Source organism: Algibacter aquimarinus, assembly GCF_039543265.1.
In the GTDB taxonomy this organism is placed as follows: domain Bacteria; phylum Bacteroidota; class Bacteroidia; order Flavobacteriales; family Flavobacteriaceae; genus Algibacter_B; species Algibacter_B aquimarinus.
This window is the reverse complement of the sequence record NZ_BAABJK010000009.1, coordinates 318,096-335,013: the sequence shown is the minus strand read 5'-3', so window position 1 is coordinate 335,013 and position 16,918 is coordinate 318,096. Positions and strand designations below refer to the sequence as shown.

At 31.3% G+C, this 16,918-nt stretch carries 17 protein-coding genes and 1 other RNA gene; 10 read left to right on the top strand and 8 right to left on the bottom strand.

Translation table 11 applies throughout. The features are described from left to right. Positions 1 to 18 precede the first annotated feature (18 nt). A complete protein-coding gene (locus tag ABD939_RS13910) occupies positions 19 to 1,449 on the top strand; it encodes a hypothetical protein (RefSeq protein WP_345169913.1) in 1,431 nt (476 codons plus the stop codon). Positions 1,450 to 1,456: 7 nt separating this feature from the next. Here ABD939_RS13910 and ABD939_RS13905 read toward each other — a convergent pair whose 3' ends face one another. Genes ABD939_RS13905 through ABD939_RS13895 form a run of 3 tightly spaced genes read right to left on the bottom strand, consistent with a single transcriptional unit; the run spans position 1,457 to position 6,157 of the window. Then, positions 1,457 to 1,987, bottom strand: a complete 531-nt coding sequence (locus ABD939_RS13905) for a PH domain-containing protein (protein WP_345169911.1) — start codon at positions 1,985 to 1,987, stop codon at positions 1,457 to 1,459. Between the two features lie 10 nt (positions 1,988 to 1,997). Continuing rightward, positions 1,998 to 4,457 (bottom strand): TonB-dependent receptor, encoded by a 2,460-nt coding sequence (locus tag ABD939_RS13900; protein ID WP_345169910.1) that lies wholly within the window; start codon positions 4,455 to 4,457, stop codon positions 1,998 to 2,000. A gap of 14 nt (positions 4,458 to 4,471) precedes the next feature. After that, positions 4,472 to 6,157: a M23 family metallopeptidase gene (locus ABD939_RS13895; protein WP_345169908.1), complete on the bottom strand. Its 1,686-nt coding sequence runs from the start codon at positions 6,155 to 6,157 to the stop codon at positions 4,472 to 4,474. Positions 6,158 to 6,333: 176 nt separating this feature from the next. Here ABD939_RS13895 and ABD939_RS13890 point away from each other — a divergent pair, with 176 nt between their 5' ends. From ABD939_RS13890 to rny, 4 genes are all read left to right on the top strand, one after another. Beyond that, complete coding sequence (locus ABD939_RS13890) at positions 6,334 to 6,624, top strand: hypothetical protein (protein ID WP_345169906.1); 291 nt, start codon at positions 6,334 to 6,336, stop codon at positions 6,622 to 6,624. 15 nt (positions 6,625 to 6,639) lie between these two features. Further along, the gene (locus ABD939_RS13885; RefSeq protein ID WP_345169905.1) at positions 6,640 to 6,933 is read left to right on the top strand and encodes a cell division protein ZapA; all 294 of its coding nucleotides are present in this window, start codon (positions 6,640 to 6,642) and stop codon (positions 6,931 to 6,933) included. 56 nt (positions 6,934 to 6,989) lie between these two features. After that, a non-coding RNA gene (ssrS, locus tag ABD939_RS13880) (6S RNA) lies at positions 6,990 to 7,120 on the top strand. A gap of 58 nt (positions 7,121 to 7,178) precedes the next feature. Continuing rightward, positions 7,179 to 8,753 (top strand): ribonuclease Y, encoded by a 1,575-nt coding sequence (rny, locus tag ABD939_RS13875; protein WP_345169903.1) that lies wholly within the window; start codon positions 7,179 to 7,181, stop codon positions 8,751 to 8,753. Position 8,754: 1 nt separating this feature from the next. On the opposite strand, the gene xerD is transcribed toward rny, so the two are convergent. After that, complete coding sequence (xerD, locus tag ABD939_RS13870) at positions 8,755 to 9,651, bottom strand: site-specific tyrosine recombinase XerD (RefSeq protein ID WP_345169901.1); 897 nt, start codon at positions 9,649 to 9,651, stop codon at positions 8,755 to 8,757. Between the two features lie 68 nt (positions 9,652 to 9,719). Further along, on the bottom strand, positions 9,720 to 10,061 hold the full coding sequence (locus ABD939_RS13865; protein ID WP_345169899.1) for a TM2 domain-containing protein: 342 nt from the start codon (positions 10,059 to 10,061) through the stop codon (positions 9,720 to 9,722). 50 nt (positions 10,062 to 10,111) lie between these two features. Between ABD939_RS13865 and ABD939_RS13860 the strand changes: the two genes are divergently transcribed. Genes ABD939_RS13860 through ABD939_RS13850 form a run of 3 tightly spaced genes read left to right on the top strand, consistent with a single transcriptional unit; the run spans position 10,112 to position 11,906 of the window. Next, positions 10,112 to 10,987 (top strand): hypothetical protein, encoded by an 876-nt coding sequence (locus ABD939_RS13860; RefSeq protein WP_345169897.1) that lies wholly within the window; start codon positions 10,112 to 10,114, stop codon positions 10,985 to 10,987. A gap of 26 nt (positions 10,988 to 11,013) precedes the next feature. Beyond that, a complete protein-coding gene (aroQ, locus tag ABD939_RS13855) occupies positions 11,014 to 11,430 on the top strand; it encodes a type II 3-dehydroquinate dehydratase (RefSeq protein WP_345169896.1) in 417 nt (138 codons plus the stop codon). Continuing rightward, complete coding sequence (locus tag ABD939_RS13850; protein WP_345169895.1) at positions 11,427 to 11,906, top strand: porin family protein; 480 nt, start codon at positions 11,427 to 11,429, stop codon at positions 11,904 to 11,906. Before aroQ ends, ABD939_RS13850 begins: the two co-directional genes overlap by 4 nt. Positions 11,907 to 11,961: 55 nt before the next feature. Here the strand turns inward: ABD939_RS13850 and lpdA are convergent, their stop codons facing one another. Then, entirely contained in the window at positions 11,962 to 13,338 is a 1,377-nt protein-coding gene (gene lpdA, locus ABD939_RS13845; protein WP_345169894.1) for a dihydrolipoyl dehydrogenase, read from the bottom strand. Between the two features lie 106 nt (positions 13,339 to 13,444). Between lpdA and ABD939_RS13840 the strand changes: the two genes are divergently transcribed. After that, entirely contained in the window at positions 13,445 to 14,728 is a 1,284-nt protein-coding gene (locus ABD939_RS13840; RefSeq protein WP_345169892.1) for an NAD(P)/FAD-dependent oxidoreductase, read from the top strand. An 86-nt stretch (positions 14,729 to 14,814) separates the two neighbouring features. Further along, positions 14,815 to 15,753: a nuclear transport factor 2 family protein gene (locus ABD939_RS13835; protein WP_345169891.1), complete on the top strand. Its 939-nt coding sequence runs from the start codon at positions 14,815 to 14,817 to the stop codon at positions 15,751 to 15,753. A 36-nt stretch (positions 15,754 to 15,789) separates the two neighbouring features. On the opposite strand, the gene ABD939_RS13830 is transcribed toward ABD939_RS13835, so the two are convergent. Both ABD939_RS13830 and msrB read right to left on the bottom strand, forming a co-directional pair. After that, positions 15,790 to 16,353, bottom strand: coding sequence for a DUF1572 family protein (locus tag ABD939_RS13830; RefSeq protein WP_345169889.1), 564 nt, complete (start codon positions 16,351 to 16,353; stop codon positions 15,790 to 15,792). Further along, a complete protein-coding gene (msrB, locus tag ABD939_RS13825; protein WP_345169887.1) occupies positions 16,346 to 16,822 on the bottom strand; it encodes a peptide-methionine (R)-S-oxide reductase MsrB in 477 nt (158 codons plus the stop codon). The genes ABD939_RS13830 and msrB overlap by 8 nt, the downstream gene beginning before the upstream one ends. Positions 16,823 to 16,918: the final 96 nt, after the last annotated feature.

The window sequence follows — 16,918 nt, the reverse complement described above, 5'->3', positions numbered from 1 at the left end:
TACTTATATTGTTGAATTATGAAAAATATATTACCAAAACTACTTACATTATTTTGTCTATTTTCATTAGAGTTGTTTCCACAGGTTGGAATTAATACAACCTCTCCAGATGCTTCGGCAGTTTTAGATATGGTTTCAACAACTCAAGGTGTTTTAACACCTAGAATGACATCTGCTCAACGCTTACTAATAGTAACACCAGCTGAAGGATTATTAGTATTTGATACGGACCAAAATGCATTTTATTTTTATAATGGAACCGAATGGATTGAATTAGACAAACGAAATAATTATAAATTAGTTAAAAGTGTTGCAGATTTAGCAGATGAATTATTAGCAGGAGGAGGAGCTTCATATTTGCTTACATCTAATACATATTATGAAATTAATGGAACTATTACCCTTGCAGCTCCTATAGATATTAATGATGCATATATATCCGGGTTAGATGCTAATGAAGATGTTTTAGTACGAGTAGGAGGTGAGATATTTTCTGGGGCTAACGGTGGAAGTCTTAGAAATTTAACATTGGTAGCGCCAGGTGGTAGTATTTTTAATTTATCTGGTTCTGGTGCAGAGACATTAGTTTTTCAAAACTGTATTGTTGCTAATTCTGGTAGTTTAGGTAATATTTCTTCATTTGGTGTTGTATTCATGAATATTATTCAAATAGTAAATAATTCTGATGGAATTACATTTACAAATATTGATAGTTTGTTATTAAGTAACGTAGCATGGTTTGGAAATAATGCTGGTACTTTTGAAACTTATGTAGGAACGTTTTCTTTAATTGAAAAAATAAGTGGATTTTGTACCGTTCCAAGTGGTGCTGTAGGAATAGATGTAAGTGCAGACCCAACGGTTACTACCGGTGTTATTAATAGTACAACTTTTTCTGGAGCTGGTACATATATTAATGGTTATACAACGGGTTCTTATGTTGGTTTTAACTTCAATAATGCATGGGATATAAATTGTCCTGGAATTCCTGTTGAATCTGATGCTGCTGCAACAGGTTATTATTATATGGCAGGAAACACTACCAATACAAACTTTGTAACCAACAATGTTGCTGTAAAAGTTGGAGGACTAACAACTTCTGATGGTTTATTTAGAATGTCTTCAATTGATAATAGGTTGGTGTATGAAGGAAGAGAAGCAAGAGAATTTCAAGTAATTTGCACGGGTGCTTTAGATCATGGGACTACTGCTACACCAAATGGAAGAATATATGAGTTCTTTTTAAGTAAAACACCAAATGGAGGTTCACCAACTTTGATGCCAGCGATATCCTCAGAAAGACGATTTTCAAATAATGATGTTGGTAACTTCTCTATGGTAGGTTTAATATTTCTAGAACCTGGTGATGCAATTGAAATATGGGTTTCAATAAACAATGCTTCTAATGTTGATACCGATTTTACAAGATTAAGTGTTGTTTTAAAATAAGTGAAGTTTACTTATTTTTTATGTCATTTAATAAATCCCTAATTTCTTCAAGTAATATATTAGTTTTTTCACTTGATGATATGGCTTGATGATTACTTTTAGAATTAGATTGAATACGTTCTCTTTGATTAAGAACATCTTCTTTAAAGTTAACAGAATCTATTATCCCAACAAGTTTCATATCGCTACCTTTTGGGTTGCTTTGTCCTGCTGTTTCTATTTTGAGAATGCGCAAGTCTAAAGCTTTTAACAGAGGATTTTCTATAAACGTTAAATCTTGTATGTTTTCTAACGGAATTGTTTTTTCAACTCTAAATAGGACACCTTTTTTAAATTCTAAATGTCTGTTTGTTAATTGACACTCTAAATTATCGTAATAGCGTTTACCTATGTATTGTCCTAGACCAAGAAACCATATAATTAAAATTGGAATACCAATAAATGATATTAACAGAAAAAAAGAAACTACAAATAAAATATAAAATTTAATCTTTGGATTAAATTCAGCTTTTCTAATTACACTAGATTCTTTTGCCATTAGTTTTGAGTTAGAATTTCATTGTTGTTCTTAAATTAAAAACTCGAGGGGTTAAAAAATTAGGTATGGCAATTTGCCTTTTACTATCTACATCTCGCACCCAGGTGTTTGTAATTGAGTTTTGTACATCAAAGATATTATAAATTTCGAAACCAAAAGAAAGCTGTTTAAATGGTTTTTTCCAGCCACTTTTAAATTGTTTTTTGTCATCAACTAAAACAAACTGTAAGCCAAAATCTGCGCGTTTGTATGAAGGTAACCTATTTTGAAAATCATATGGGTCTGCATAACTAGGCGAACCACCAGGCAATCCAGTATTAAAAACTAAATTTAAATACATTTTAAGATTAGGTACATTGGGTACATAATCTTGAAATAATGCAGCAAATTTTAAACGCTGGTCTGTAGGCCTAGAAATGTAACCTCTGTCTTCTATATTTTCTTCATTTTTTAAATATCCGAAACTAAACCAAGATTCCGTTCCAGGAACAAACTCTCCATTTAAACGCATATCTAACCCATAAGCACGTGCTACAGCACTGTTATCAGCTCTATATCTTATCCTAACATTTTCTAAAGTATATGGGTTTACATCGGTTAAACCTTTATAATAAAGTTCTGTTGTTAGTTTAAAAGGTCTGTCCCACATTTTAAAACTAAAATCGTTTCCTAATACAACATGAAAAGATTTTTGAGCTTTTACATTAGGTTGAATAACACCATTACGGTCTCGTAATTCTCTATAAAAAGGTGGTTGATAATATAGACCAGCTGCAATTCGAAAGAGCATATCTTTTTCCCAATAAGGTTTTATAGTAAATTGAGCTCTTGGACTAAATACAGTTTGATTGGTAGACTCAATACCATCGCCTTTAACAGACCAATTATGAACTCTAACTCCAGCATTGTACCATACATCACTTGTACCTAAAGTAGACCGTTTACTCCATTGTGCGTAGGCTTGTATTCTGTTTATTTGAGTGCTATTTGTAGCTCTAACATTTTGAAAAGGCTCTAAAGGTCCAGTAAAAGGTTCATAAGGTTGTTCATTTCTTGGAAATGTTGGAGGCCTTATAGAAAACCCAGCAGAATCAATAACTTCCCATTCAACTAATCTGTCTCTAATATCTTCATTGGTATATTTAACAGACCATTCAAACCTATTATCATTAACCCTAAAATCGCCTTTGTGTTCAATATTGGTAATAAGTGCATCTAAATCGTTTCTACCATGATTAATTTGACTACCAATACCTTCGCTAAATTCTACTTCTCCTAAATTTTCATCTCCAATATTAGTATTAACTTCTCCTAATCTGTATTGGGCTAAAATATCAAAATACTCTTCTTCTGTAGTGTGGTAAGTTGAAGCAATTAGTTTTAATGTTAAGTCATCATTTGCAAAATAAGTACCTTTAAAAGCGCCAAAAAGTGTTTGGTATTTATCTTTTTCTTCACCTTCATAAATCACAACTAGAGCTATAGGTTCGCTTAAAGTACCAAAATTAGTTTGTCTGTTTTGTGGTTCAAAATTATAATTATTTATTGATGCATTTCCTAAGAAACTTAATTGAAATTTATTTGAAAATTTATAAGTGAAATACCCTTGTAAATCTGCAAAAACTGGGTTTACATTGGTCTCTGTTTCACGAGCATCAACTAGTAAGCTGTTATCTCGAAAACGCCCGCCTACAATGGCAGAGAACTTAGAGTCTTTACTAACGTTTTCAATAGATAAACTACCACCAAGTAAACTTAAATCTGCGTTTACCTCAAATTGATAAGGGTTTTTATAAGTAATGTCTAAAACTGACGATAACTTATCTCCATATTTAGCTTGAAAACCTCCAGCAGAAAAATCTACATTTTGAACTAAATCTGTATTTACAAAGCTTAAGCCCTCTTGTTGTCCAGATCGAATTAAAAACGGACGATATACTTCAATATCGTTTACATAGACTAAATTTTCATCGTAGTTTCCACCTCTAACCGAGTATTGCGTACTAAGTTCATTATTATTACTAACCCCTGGGAGCGTCAATAATAAGTTTTCTACTCCGGCATTGGCACCTGGTATTTTTCTGATAGTTTCGGGGTTTAAAGAGGTAATGCCTTCAATTTCTTTATTTCTGCTACTATTAACAACAACGGTGGCTATTTGCTCTACAGAGGAATTCATTACCGGGTTAAATTCGAATGTTTCTCCGTTTTTTAAATTAAAAGGAATTACAATTTTTTTGAAAGTAATGTGACTGAATTCAATAGTTACATCTTGATTTGCAGGAATTTCTAGTTCGTAAAAACCTACCTTATTAGATATGGTACCATTGGCTCCTGCTTTTATGCTAACATCTGAAACTGGTAAGTTATCTTCATCTAAAATAACACCTTTTATAGTTGCTGTTTGAGAATGACCAATAAAAAATATTGATAAGAAAAAGATTAATAAAAGGTTGTGTTTAGTTTTCAAATGATGGTTTGGTTTTATTTCCGATAGAATAACGTCTCAAAAGTAGAATTATTTCCAACATTATCGGTAACAATTACTTTTAAATTGTTTTTTGTGTCTGTGATAATGCCGTCATTAAAATCGTGAGTTAGCATTTTTGTTTTATAATCGTATTCCATTAAAATCCATTTACCATTAACAGTTGCTCTGTATTTAGAAATCCCAGATTCCTTATCGTCAATTTTAATTTTTAAATACCGGTATTTACTAAGCCACTGACCTTTTTTAAAATTATTGGAAGATATGGATGGGTTTATCGTATCCATGGCTAATGCATAGGTTCCTAAAGTTTTTGTATTTGCCGTTAAAAAATCACCTTTCCTTTTAGTGTATGTGTATGCAGGATAATTTTTATAACCTATTAAACGCGCTATATACAATTTGTTTCTATCTTCTACTTTGTAGTTAGATACATCGTATGTGATGCTGAAGTTTTTTTGAGCAAACACAACATTTTTATGAAGTTTTAATGTATCGTTACTAACGTCAAAGTTTAAGTAAAAATCATCATAAAATGTATCTTTATAAAAATCAACAGCAACTTTTCCTTTTTTTAAATTAATGGTTTGATCTGCTTTAATAAAATAAGGAGTGGTTTTTATTTCTTTATTATCTGTAATTACACTTTTAGTGCCATTTATACTAATGGTAACCCAAGACTCATTGTTTTTATAATCTGAAACTCTTATTTTGTATACAGAATTTGTGCTATCCTCAACAGCTATAACACCTTTGTTTATAATAGGTTTAATAATACTAAGCGGATTGTTTTTATTGAATAATTTTTGAATACGTTGTTTTTTTGTAGTGTAGTGTTCGTAATCAATTAAACCATTAATGTGCTTTGTTTCACTAAACGAAAACCTTTTAAAATCGAGTTCGAAATTTTGTTTTCCATTAACAAAGGTTTGTATGTTGTAAACACCATTTGAGTTTGCAGCTAAATCTTGCCTGTCTATGGTTTCAATACCAAAACCAATATTCCCTATGGCATCAATATTTTTAATTATGTAATCTCCACTTTTAAGAGGAATTAAGCTTAATTTCTGTTTGGTATTCGATTTGTTAATAAAAGATTTTTCATCTAATGGGTAAGCATATATAGATTTAATTAAAGGTGCTGTTGTGTCTTTAATATCAATACCAAAAATCATTGGGTTTATAGGTCGTTCGGCATTATCTCTAATCTCAAAATGTAAATGCGGTCCTCCAGAGCCTCCTGTATTTCCGCTGTAAGCAATTAGGTTATCTTTAGTTATTTGTAATTCTTCAGCTTTGGGAAATATTTCAATTTCATAAGATTCTTTTTCATACTGTTTCTTTTTTATATAAGCTTCAATTTCTGGAGCAAGCTTTTGTAAGTGAGCATATACAGTAGTGTATCCGTTAGGATGAGTAATATAAAGTGCTTTACCGTAACCAAAATGAGATAATTTAATTCTACTTACAAAACCACTAGCCGAAGCTTTAACTTTTAAGCCAGTACGCTGTTGTGTTTTAATATCTAAACCAGAATGGAAGTGTGTAGACCGTAACTCGGCAAATGTTCCAGAAAGTATCAAAGGAATATCTAACGGACTGCTAAAATAATCTTGAGGATATTTATTTTGCGCATTTAAAAATAATGAGAAAACTAAAAAAACAGTAAGGAATAATCGCATAAGTAAGTATTGCTGCTAAAATATTAATTTGATATGAAAACGCAAAGAATAAAACAAAAATCAAGCCATTCTAGAAAGCGCAACAGTAAACCAGATATTTTAAAATTTTATGAAAAAACAATTGTTATTTATACCAAGGTATGTTAACTTTGTGTTATTAGTATTGATATTTGTAAATGAGTAATATTGAAGATATTGTAGATTCTTTAGAAAACAAAATTAGCAAGGTATTACACAAACTAGAGCTTTTAAAGCATGCTAATCTTAAATTAAATGAAGAATTAGAAGTTTCAAAGCAAGAAATTCAAAACCAAAAATTGCACATTGCAAGCTGGGAAGAAAAGTATGATGCTCTAAAAATTGCAAATTCTATGCTAGGTAGTGACGATAACAAGAGAGAAACTAAGCTTAAAATAAATGCCTTAATTAGAGATATTGACCATTGTATTGGGCAACTTTCAGATTAAAGCAAAATTAATTCAATGTCAGAGAAGCTTAAAATAAAGCTATCTATAGCTAATAGAGTATATCCTTTAACGATTGAATCAAGTCAAGAAGAAGGATTACGAAAAGCCGCTAAAAACATTGAAATAATGATTAAACAATTTGAGCAAAGTTATTCTGTTCGAGATAAACAAGATGTTTTGGCCATGTGTGCATTACAATTTGCATCTCAAGTAGAACAGAAATCTATAGATAAAGAAAATGTAAATGAGCATGTAGAGGAAAAGCTAAATGCGCTTAATGATTTGCTACATTCATTTTTAGTCTCTTAAACGTTCTTTAAAATAAAATAAAAGTTACTGCCTACATTGGTTATTTTTTTTGATAAACTCAACGTTAATTCTTTAAAAAGGGTGAGTTTAAGTTGTAAAAGCATGCTGCTAGTGCTGAATTTATTTTCAGTATCTCGAGCAGACCCTTGATCAGCTTGTTAGCCCTAAACTTGTTTTTAAGGAGTTTATACAAAACTTTATACCGGTGTAGGCTTTTTTATATACAACAATCAACTAAATAGAAAATGGATAACTCAATTATATTTGCAATAGGTGGTGTAATTTTAGGACTAATAATTGGTTTTATTATTGCTAAAACTCTTGAAAAAAATAATGCATCAAAGCTAGTTAAAGAAGCTAAAAGAAGTGCATCTTCAATATTAAAACAAGCCAACAGTGAAGGCGAATCGATAAAGAAGGATAAAATTCTTCAAGCCAAAGAGAAATTTATAGAGCTTAAATCAGAACATGAAAAAGTAATCTTATCTCGGGATAAGAAAATGGCTGAAGCCGAAAAGCGTACTCGAGATAAAGAATCTCAAATATCAAGTGAGCTTTCCAAGAACACTAGGCTTAATCAAAGCTTAGAAAGTAAAATAAAAGATTACAATCACAGACTTGATGTTCTAGAAAAGAAACAAGCAGATTTAGATAAGCTACATAAAAATCAAGTACAACAATTAGAAGTTATTTCTAGTTTATCTGCTGAAGAAGCCAAAGAGCAATTGGTAGAATCTTTAAAAGGTGAAGCTAAAAACGACGCTATGGCATATGTTCAAAGTTCTTTAGAAGAAGCAAAATTAACTGCAGAGCAAGATGCTAAGAAGATTATAATAAACACCATTCAACGTATTGGAACAGAAGAAGCAGTAGATAACTGTGTGTCTGTTTTTAATATAGAGTCTGACGATGTGAAAGGGCGAATTATTGGAAGAGAAGGTCGAAATATTCGTGCTATAGAAGCAGCTACGGGTGTCGAAATTATAGTTGATGACACACCAGAAGCTATTATTTTATCATGTTTTGATTCAGTTAGAAGAGAAATAGCACGCTTATCTTTACACAAGTTGGTTACAGATGGTAGAATTCATCCAGCACGTATTGAAGAAATTGTAAAGAAAACTCAGAAACAAATTGAGCAAGAAATTATTGAGGTTGGAAAACGTACGGTAATAGATTTAGGAATCCATAATCTACATCCTGAACTTATAAAAATGGTTGGAAGGATGAAATATCGCTCTTCTTACGGGCAAAACTTATTACAGCACTCGCGTGAAGTTGCTAAACTTTGTGGTGTAATGGCTGCTGAATTAGGTTTAAATCCGAAGTTAGCTAAACGAGCAGGTTTACTCCATGATATTGGAAAAGTGCCAGATGCAGAAGCTGATATGGAAACACCACACGCTATTTTAGGTATGCAATGGGCAGAGAAATTTGGTGAAAAAGATGAGGTTTGTAATGCCATTGGTGCTCACCATGATGAAGTAGAAATGAAATATTTAATATCGCCAGTTATTCAAGTATGTGATGCTATTTCGGGAGCTCGACCAGGAGCACGTCGTCAAGTTCTTGATAGTTATATTCAACGATTAAAAGATTTAGAAGATATAGCTTTTGGTTTTAGCGGTGTTAAAAAAGCTTATGCGATTCAAGCCGGTAGAGAACTTCGTGTAATTGTTGAAAGTGAAAAGGTTGATGATCAAAAAGCAGCAGATTTATCATTCAGTATATCTCAAAAGGTGCAAACAGATATGACGTATCCAGGACAGGTTAAAGTAACAGTAATTAGAGAAACAAGAGCTGTTAATATAGCAAAATAACCTATTTTCTTGGATGGAACTCTTTCAAAGCTCTGGATAGATGACTCTTATCTAAGTGAACATAAATTTCAGTTGTGGTTATACTTTCATGTCCAAGCATGAGTTGTATAGACCTCAAATCAGCTTTATTTTCTAATAGGTGTGTGGCAAAGGAATGCCTGAATGTGTGTGGGGAAATACTTTTTTTAAGGCCTATTTTTTCTGCTAATTGTTTTGTTATAGTAAAAATCATAGCTCTGGTAAGTTGTTTCCCTCTTCGGTTTAAAAAAAGAATATCTTCAAATCCGGGTTGAATTTTCAAATGATTTCTAACCTCATTTTTATAAATATTAATATACTTTTGGGTTATATCTACAATTGGTACAAAACGTTGTTTGTCTCCTTTTCCTGTTACTTTTATAAAACCTTCATCAAAAAATAAATCAGATAGTTTTAAATTTATAAGTTCGCTAACACGCAGTCCACAGCCATATAACGTTTCTAAAATGGCGCGGTTACGTTCTCCTTGCGGTTTGCTTAAGTCTACCGCATTAATTAGTTGGTCAATTTCTTCTTCAGATAAAGTGTCTGGTAGTTTTCTTCCAATTTTAGGAGACTCAATAAGCTCTAATGGGTTTGATGCTCTATAATCTTCAAAAATTAAATAATCAAAAAAGCTACGCAGTCCAGAAATTAATCGAGATTGAGATCTAGCATTTATAGTTTTTGAGGTTTCATAGATAAATTGTTGAATAATCTCTGAGGTAATATTAATAGGTAAGTTGCTAGATTTATTTTCATCAAGATATTTAATTAGTTTATCAACATCTCTTGAATAATTATCAATTGAGTTTTTAGACAAACCTCGTTCTATTTTTAAATAGAGTTTATAATCTTTTAGAGCTTGTTGCCATTTCATATTTGTAAAAATAAGCATAAAAAAAGCTACCAATTGGTAGCTTTTTTTATTTTTAAATTATGAATTTATTATTCGAAATTATCAGTAAGTATGTTGATTAAGTCAATAATAGCCCAAATACCTAATCCACCAATGGTAAGAATAAACAAAATATTAGCCCAAACAGGCTTGTTATAGTACCATCTATGTGCAGCAAATGGCCACCCTAAAAAGAACCAAAAGGCTACACCTACCCATTTATCTTTTGCTTTAACTGTTGTAACAGGTGTAAGTACTTCTTCTATATCATTAGAAGTTGTAATTTCATTGTTAACATTGGTTTGAATTGTTCTTTTAACAGGAAAAGAAGCGTAACAAGTAGAATAGGATACTAATACTACTAATAAAGAAAGTAATAATTTAATTTTCATGTTTAATTGGTTTATGTTTGTGAAGTACAATTTATAAAAAAAACATGAGAATGCTCAGAATCTACTTACTTATTTTATTTGTTTTTTCTCTAACTCATTATTCTTTCGCACAAACCAATTATGAGTATCTGGGAGGTTTAAAGTTAAATGATTCAACTATAATATCTTACAAGATTAATTTTATAGTTAATGATGAAGATGTTAAAGGTTTTTCTGTTACAGATTTAGGAGGCGAACACGAAACTAGGTCAAATGTTTTTGGTGAATATGATATAAAAAAAAGAGAATTAAGTTTTAGAGAAACAGGAATTGTGTATACAAAATCACCCGTATCTCAAAATGATTTTTGTTTTTTAAATGTAACTGCCAAAAATTTTGTGTTTGGCAAAACCAAAAGTGTGAAAACTAAATTTATAGGACTTTTTTCTGATAATACTGAATGTATTAATGGGGAAATTGCTCTCAATTCTGCTGAAAAGGTCGAGAAGCGAATTAATAAAGTCGTTACCAAGATAAATAAATCTAAACGAGTTGCAGATAGTGTAAAGCAAAAGATAAATATGATAAAGGTTATGGATTCTTTGAATATGAATATTTTAAGAAAGAATCAAACATTAAGTTTTTTTACTAAATCAAGTAAAATAAGATTTATTATATACGATGGTGGGCAGGAAGATGGCGATAATATAACCATTACATCAAACGGAAAAACAATATTAAAATCTTATGTGGCAAATAAAACAGAAAAATACTTGGATGTTGATTTAAATAGTAATAAAACATCGATAGTTATTAAAGCAAATAATGAAGGGAAAATTGCTCCAAATACTGTTGTAGTTAAAATTGATGATGGTAGTAATTTGGTAAAAGCACTTTCTAATTTAAAAACTTCAGAAACTACACAAATAGATATCTTGAAAAACTAATTAAGAATTTTAAATATCTTTGACTTATGAAGAAACTAATTATCATAAACGGGCCCAACTTAAACTTACTAGGTAAACGAGAGCCTAATATTTACGGAAGCTTAACCTTTACTGAGTTTTTAGAAGAAGTAAGAAAAAAATATAAAGACATACAAATTGATTATTTTCAATCTAATATTGAAGGAGAACTTATTGATAAAATTCAAGACGTAGGTTTTAGTTATGATGGTATTATATTAAATGCAGCAGCTTATACACATACATCTGTTGGTATTGGTGATGCTGTAAAAGCGATTGAAACATCTGTTATAGAAGTTCATATTTCAAATACATTTGGAAGAGAAGAGTTTCGACATCAATCGTATATTTCACCAAATGCTAAAGGTGTTATATTAGGTTTTGGTTTACAGAGTTACGAATTAGCAATACAGAGTTTTATATGATAAAATATTTAACATTCACTATTTTTCTTTTAAGTAGTTTGTTTTTAGAAGCACAGTCTAACTCAAACATTGGAATAAAAGGTGGTGTTAATTTTACTTTTTTTAATGTTGATGAATCAAATTTTGGTTTCAATCAAGATAATGCAACAGGTTTTTATGGTGGTGTGTTTTTAGATATTGAAGTTGATAAAGCCTTTTCAATTCAACCAGAAGTATTATATATTGGACTCAATGATTTTCAATTTTTAAATGCCCCTATTTATGCTAAGTATGAGGTTGCTAATAATTTAGATATTTTAGTCGGGCCAAGTATTAATTACTTTTTTGACTTTTTTTCTAATAAAATTAAAATTCGAGTAGATTTAAGTACAGCTTACAACATTACTCGAGCATTAGATGCGCATATTAAATACACTATAGGTTTTCAAGAAATTACACCCAACGGGTTGTTTTTGGGACTTGGGTATAGATTATAAAAAAAAGCGATTCATTTTGAATCGCTTTTTTAATTTTATTTTTAAACTCAATAGTTTATAAGTGTATCACTTCATCATAAGCTGCAGCTACAGCTTCCATTACCGCTTCACTCATAGTTGGATGCGGGTGAACTGCTTTAAGTACTTCATGACCTGTGGTTTCAAGTTTTCTTCCTAAAACGGCTTCAGCAATCATATCAGTAACGCCGGCACCAATCATGTGGCAACCTAACCATTCGCCATATTTGGCATCAAAAATAACTTTCACAAAACCATCTTTATTTCCACCAGCACTGGCTTTACCAGAGGCTGAAAATGGAAATTTACCAACTTTAATGTCTATGCCTTTTTCTTTTGCTTGTTTTTCAGTTAAACCAACAGATGCAATTTCTGGTGAGCAATAAGTACAACCTGGAATATTTCCATAGTCTAAAGCTTCAACATGGTGTCCTGCAAGTTTTTCAACACAAAGAATTCCTTCAGCTGATGCAACATGAGCTAAAGCTTGTCCAGGTGTTACATCGCCAATAGCATAGTAACCTGGAATATTTGTTTGGTAAAAATCATTAACAATAATTTTATCTCTATCTACAACAATACCTACGTCTTCTAATCCAATATTTTCAATGTTTGTTTTAATACCAACGGCACTTAAAATAACATCTGCTTCAAGTACTTCTTCACCTTTACTAGTTTTCACAGTTGCTTTTACGCCATTACCAGATGTGTCTACACTGGTCACTTCTGCGGAAGTCATAATATTAATTCCAGTCTTTTTGAAAGAACGCTCTAATTGTTTTGAAACTTCTTCATCTTCAACAGGTACTACATTCGGTAAATATTCTACAATGGTAACTTCCGTACCCATAGAATTATAGAAATAAGCAAACTCTACACCAATAGCTCCAGAACCAACAACAATCATCTTTTTTGGTTGTTTTGACAAAGTCATAGCTTCTCTGTAACCTATTACTTTTTTACCGTCTTGAGGTAAACTTGGTAATTCACGTGAGCGAGCTCCAGTAGCAATAATGATATTATCAGCTCTATATTCTGTTCCATCAACATCAACCTTTTTTCCAGGTTTCAATTTTCCAAAACCATTAATAACGTCAATTTTATTCTTCTTCATTAAAAACTGAACACCTTTGCTCATGCCATCTGCAACACCTCGACTACGTTTAACAACCGCGTCAAAATCATGTTTAGCATCTTTAACTGTTAAGCCATAATCTTCTGCATGTTTAAGATATTCAAAAACTTGAGCAGATTTTAATAAGGCTTTTGTTGGAATACAACCCCAATTTAAACATACACCACCAAGACTTTCTTTTTCAACAATAGCAGTTTTAAAACCCAATTGCGATGCTCTAATTGCAGTTACATAACCACCAGGACCACTTCCAAGAACTATAATATCGTATTTACTCATGTGTTAAATTTTAGGGTACGAATTTACGAAATCGAATTTGAATAAAGAATTTAGAACGCTTTAAATTTACATCTTTATACTACCTTTGCACTGCAAGTATTTATTTATGAATATACCAAAATCAAGTTATCCAAGAATCGTAATTATAGGAGGTGGTTTTGCGGGTATAGCCTTAGCGAAAAAATTATCAAAACAGGAAGTGCAAGTTGTGCTTTTAGATAAGCATAATTACCACACATTTCAGCCTTTATTATACCAAGTATCTACAGGAGGATTAGAACCAGACTCTATTGCATACCCAATTAGAAAAATTTTAAAGGACTTTCCTAATTTCTTTTTTAGATTGACAAATGTTAACGAAATAAATACTGAAAAAAGTAATATATTAACAGATATTGGTGATTTAAAATTTGATTATTTAGTTGTTGCATCAGGGTCTGAAACCAATTTTTTTGGTAATTCTGAAATAGAAAAGCATAGTATGGCAATGAAAACCATACCACAATCTTTAAATCTTAGAAGTTTAATATTAGAGAATTTTGAAGAGGCTCTTTTAACGTCAGATTTGAATGAGCGTATTGCTTTAATGAATTTTGTAATAGTTGGAGGAGGGCCAACAGGTGTAGAGTTAGCTGGAGCACTAGCAGAAATTAAAAAAGGAATATTGCCAAAAGATTATCCGGATTTAGACACGCGTTTGGCGCAAATTAATATTATACAATCAAGCGATTGTATATTAAAAGGTATGAGTGAAAATGCTTCGAAAAAAGCAGAAGATTTTTTAGAAAAGCTCGGTGTTCATATCTGGAAGAATGTAAGAGTAACTAATTATGATGGAAAAACTGTTACTACCAACACAGATTTAACGTTTGATTCTGCCACAGTAGTTTGGGCAGCAGGTGTTAAAGGTGTAACTATAAAAGGTTTAGATGCAGAAGAATTTGTAACAAGAGGAAATAGACTTTTAGTTAATGAGTTTAACCAAATTAAAGGCTTTTCAAATATTTTTGCTGTTGGTGATATTGCTTGTCTTGTAAGTGAAGAATTTCCAAATGGTTTTCCTATGATGGCTCAACCAGCAATTCAGCAAGGTGAACAACTAGGTGAAAATTTATTAAATCTTATAGAAGAAAAACCTATGAAACCTTTTGTTTATAAAGATAAAGGGGCCATGGCTACTATTGGAAGAAATAAAGCAGTTGTAGATTTAAAGAAATTTAAATTCCAAGGTGTTTTCGCTTGGTACGTTTGGATGTTCGTGCATTTATTCTTCTTGATTGGTTTTAGAAATCGAATGGTAGTTTTTGTTAATTGGGTTTATAATTATGTGCGTTTTGATAGGGAGGCACGCTTAATTATTAGACCTTTTAAGAAAAAAATTAAAGCATAGCTTTTAAATAAAAATCATCTTAAGTCGTTGTCTTTCAAATATTTTAGTTAACTTTTGTTGATATTAACCAACCAAAATTTTTTAAAATGAAAAAACAAGCGATTATTCTCGTGATGATGTTTTCTTGCATCATGTATTCACAGAAGAAAAAAAATGGAACTATTTATCTTGATCACCCAGCAATTCAAACCGTAGAAGCAATGCAGCAAGCTTTTATATCAGGTGACACCACAGCCCTTAAAGTTTATTTACATGATGACTTTAGAGCTTTCAATGGTATGAATTCAGACCCTGAGGCTAAAGGTGCTTCAAAATCAAACCTTTTAAGGCAGTCTATTTTTTGGGTAAACAATGCATCGTATTTAAGTATCGAACGATCAAATGGTGCTTATCCTGATGCCCTACACTACAAGAAGAATAATGACGATGATATAGTTTGGGTACAAACTTGGGATCAACTAAAAGGAGTACACAACAACACAGGTGTTAAGTTAGATATGCCTATTCATAGACTTTTTAGGGTTGACCAAGACAACAAAATTTTAACAATGATAACTTATGATGATGGTGCTGTTTTTGACGGGATTGGAGAAGCAAGGAGTATTAGAAAAAATGGAACTCTTTATAATGAACATACAAATATAAATACTGTTCGTAAAATGGTAGCTGCTCTCGAGCATGGGGATGCAGATAAGGCATTTAGTTATTTTGCTGAAAATGCACGTTTTACAAATTTAGATATGCCTCGTGGTGAATCAAATACTTTAGAAGAAGAAAAAGAAGGTTATCTGGGAATGTTAAATTCTTGGGATATTGAAAGTATCGATGTTGTTGGATATCCAGACTATTTGGAATATGAAATAGGAAATGGTAAAGTTGTTCAATCTTGGTGGGATTTTAACATTAAAAGAAAATCTGATGATAAAAAAGTAAGTATTCCTGTGTTGTTAATTCATGATTTTAATGATGATGGAGAAATTATACGAGAAGCAGGATATTATACCATGTCTGCTATGGCGAAGTAGAGTAGGGGTTTAAATAAAAAGCCTTTGAGATAAAACTCAAAGGCTTTTTATTATGTCATCCGTAAAATGTTCACGCCTTTTTTCTTTACTAAATTTTTCTTTATTATAAGCTTTAGACTGTCCTTTTGGTACTGAAAGCGATTTCCAATCACTGCCTTTTAATATTTTCCCAATAAAAACAATTTGTCCAACATGATAGGAGTAATGAGCAAGCTGTCTATTTATAGCTTCAGTAACCGTATGTCCCATATTACGAATGTAAACAATACGCTCTAAATCTTCGTTTGTTAGTGGTTCTATGGCATCAAAAACGCATTGCCAACCTTTATTCCAATTTTCGATAAGTTCTTCCTTTGATGTATAAGAGCTTTCAAATTCTTGATCTCGATGCCTCCATTCTTTTTCGCCATCTTCATTTAAAAAGTTAGTCCATCTACTAAGCATATTACCAACAATATGCTTTACTATTATAGAGATTGAATTGGCGTCTTTAGCAATATCGTTTTGTAATTCATCAAAAGATAACTCATTAAAAGTTTTATCACCTAAGCTTTTATAATATTCAAATTGTTTTATTACACTTACTAAATAGCTACTCATTTTTTGGTATAAATTTTAAGGATACACCATTTATACAATGCCTTTTACCAGTTGTGTCTCTTGGACCATCATTAAAAACGTGTCCTAAATGTCCGCCACAAGTGGCGCAATGCTCTTCAGTACGAGCATAACCTAAATTATAATCAGTAGAGAATTCTACGTTTCCTTTAATTTCCCTATCAAAACTGGGCCATCCGGTGCCAGAATCAAATTTATGTTCGCTTTTAAATAGTGGTGTTTCACAAGCTTTACAAACGTAAGTTCCAGCTTTATAATTCTTATTTAAAGGGCTTGTAAATGGGCGTTCTGTTCCTGCTTTTCTTAGGACATAAAATTCCGTATCACTTAATTGAGCTTTCCATTGGGCTTCAGTTTTCGATACGTCATAAACTTTTTTTTCTTTTTTTTGAGCATTTCCATTACAATTAAATAGAAATATACTCAAACTTATTAGTAGTAACTTTTTCATTCTTTATATTTTTCCTCTAAAATAAGTCGGAAATAATTAAAAACATAACACTTTAACTATTGCAAAATATTTAAGATTAAATGTGACCAAATAATA

Bases quoted from the DNA above. Each gene is read 5' to 3' on its own strand.
- ABD939_RS13910 (WP_345169913.1), top strand. From the start codon at position 19: ATGAAAAATATATTACCAAAACTACTTACATTATTTTGTCTATTTTCA.
- ABD939_RS13905 (WP_345169911.1), bottom strand. From the start codon at position 1,987: ATGGCAAAAGAATCTAGTGTAATTAGAAAAGCTGAATTTAATCCAAAG.
- ABD939_RS13895 (WP_345169908.1), bottom strand. From the start codon at position 6,157: ATGCGATTATTCCTTACTGTTTTTTTAGTTTTCTCATTATTTTTAAAT.
- ABD939_RS13890 (WP_345169906.1), top strand. From the start codon at position 6,334: ATGAGTAATATTGAAGATATTGTAGATTCTTTAGAAAACAAAATTAGC.
- ABD939_RS13885 (WP_345169905.1), top strand. From the start codon at position 6,640: ATGTCAGAGAAGCTTAAAATAAAGCTATCTATAGCTAATAGAGTATAT.
- rny (WP_345169903.1), top strand. From the start codon at position 7,179: ATGGATAACTCAATTATATTTGCAATAGGTGGTGTAATTTTAGGACTA.
- xerD (WP_345169901.1), bottom strand. From the start codon at position 9,651: ATGAAATGGCAACAAGCTCTAAAAGATTATAAACTCTATTTAAAAATA.
- ABD939_RS13865 (WP_345169899.1), bottom strand. From the start codon at position 10,061: ATGAAAATTAAATTATTACTTTCTTTATTAGTAGTATTAGTATCCTAT.
- ABD939_RS13860 (WP_345169897.1), top strand. From the start codon at position 10,112: ATGCTCAGAATCTACTTACTTATTTTATTTGTTTTTTCTCTAACTCAT.
- aroQ (WP_345169896.1), top strand. From the start codon at position 11,014: ATGAAGAAACTAATTATCATAAACGGGCCCAACTTAAACTTACTAGGT.
- ABD939_RS13850 (WP_345169895.1), top strand. From the start codon at position 11,427: ATGATAAAATATTTAACATTCACTATTTTTCTTTTAAGTAGTTTGTTT.
- lpdA (WP_345169894.1), bottom strand. From the start codon at position 13,338: ATGAGTAAATACGATATTATAGTTCTTGGAAGTGGTCCTGGTGGTTAT.
- ABD939_RS13840 (WP_345169892.1), top strand. From the start codon at position 13,445: ATGAATATACCAAAATCAAGTTATCCAAGAATCGTAATTATAGGAGGT.
- ABD939_RS13835 (WP_345169891.1), top strand. From the start codon at position 14,815: ATGAAAAAACAAGCGATTATTCTCGTGATGATGTTTTCTTGCATCATG.
- ABD939_RS13830 (WP_345169889.1), bottom strand. From the start codon at position 16,353: ATGAGTAGCTATTTAGTAAGTGTAATAAAACAATTTGAATATTATAAA.
- msrB (WP_345169887.1), bottom strand. From the start codon at position 16,822: ATGAAAAAGTTACTACTAATAAGTTTGAGTATATTTCTATTTAATTGT.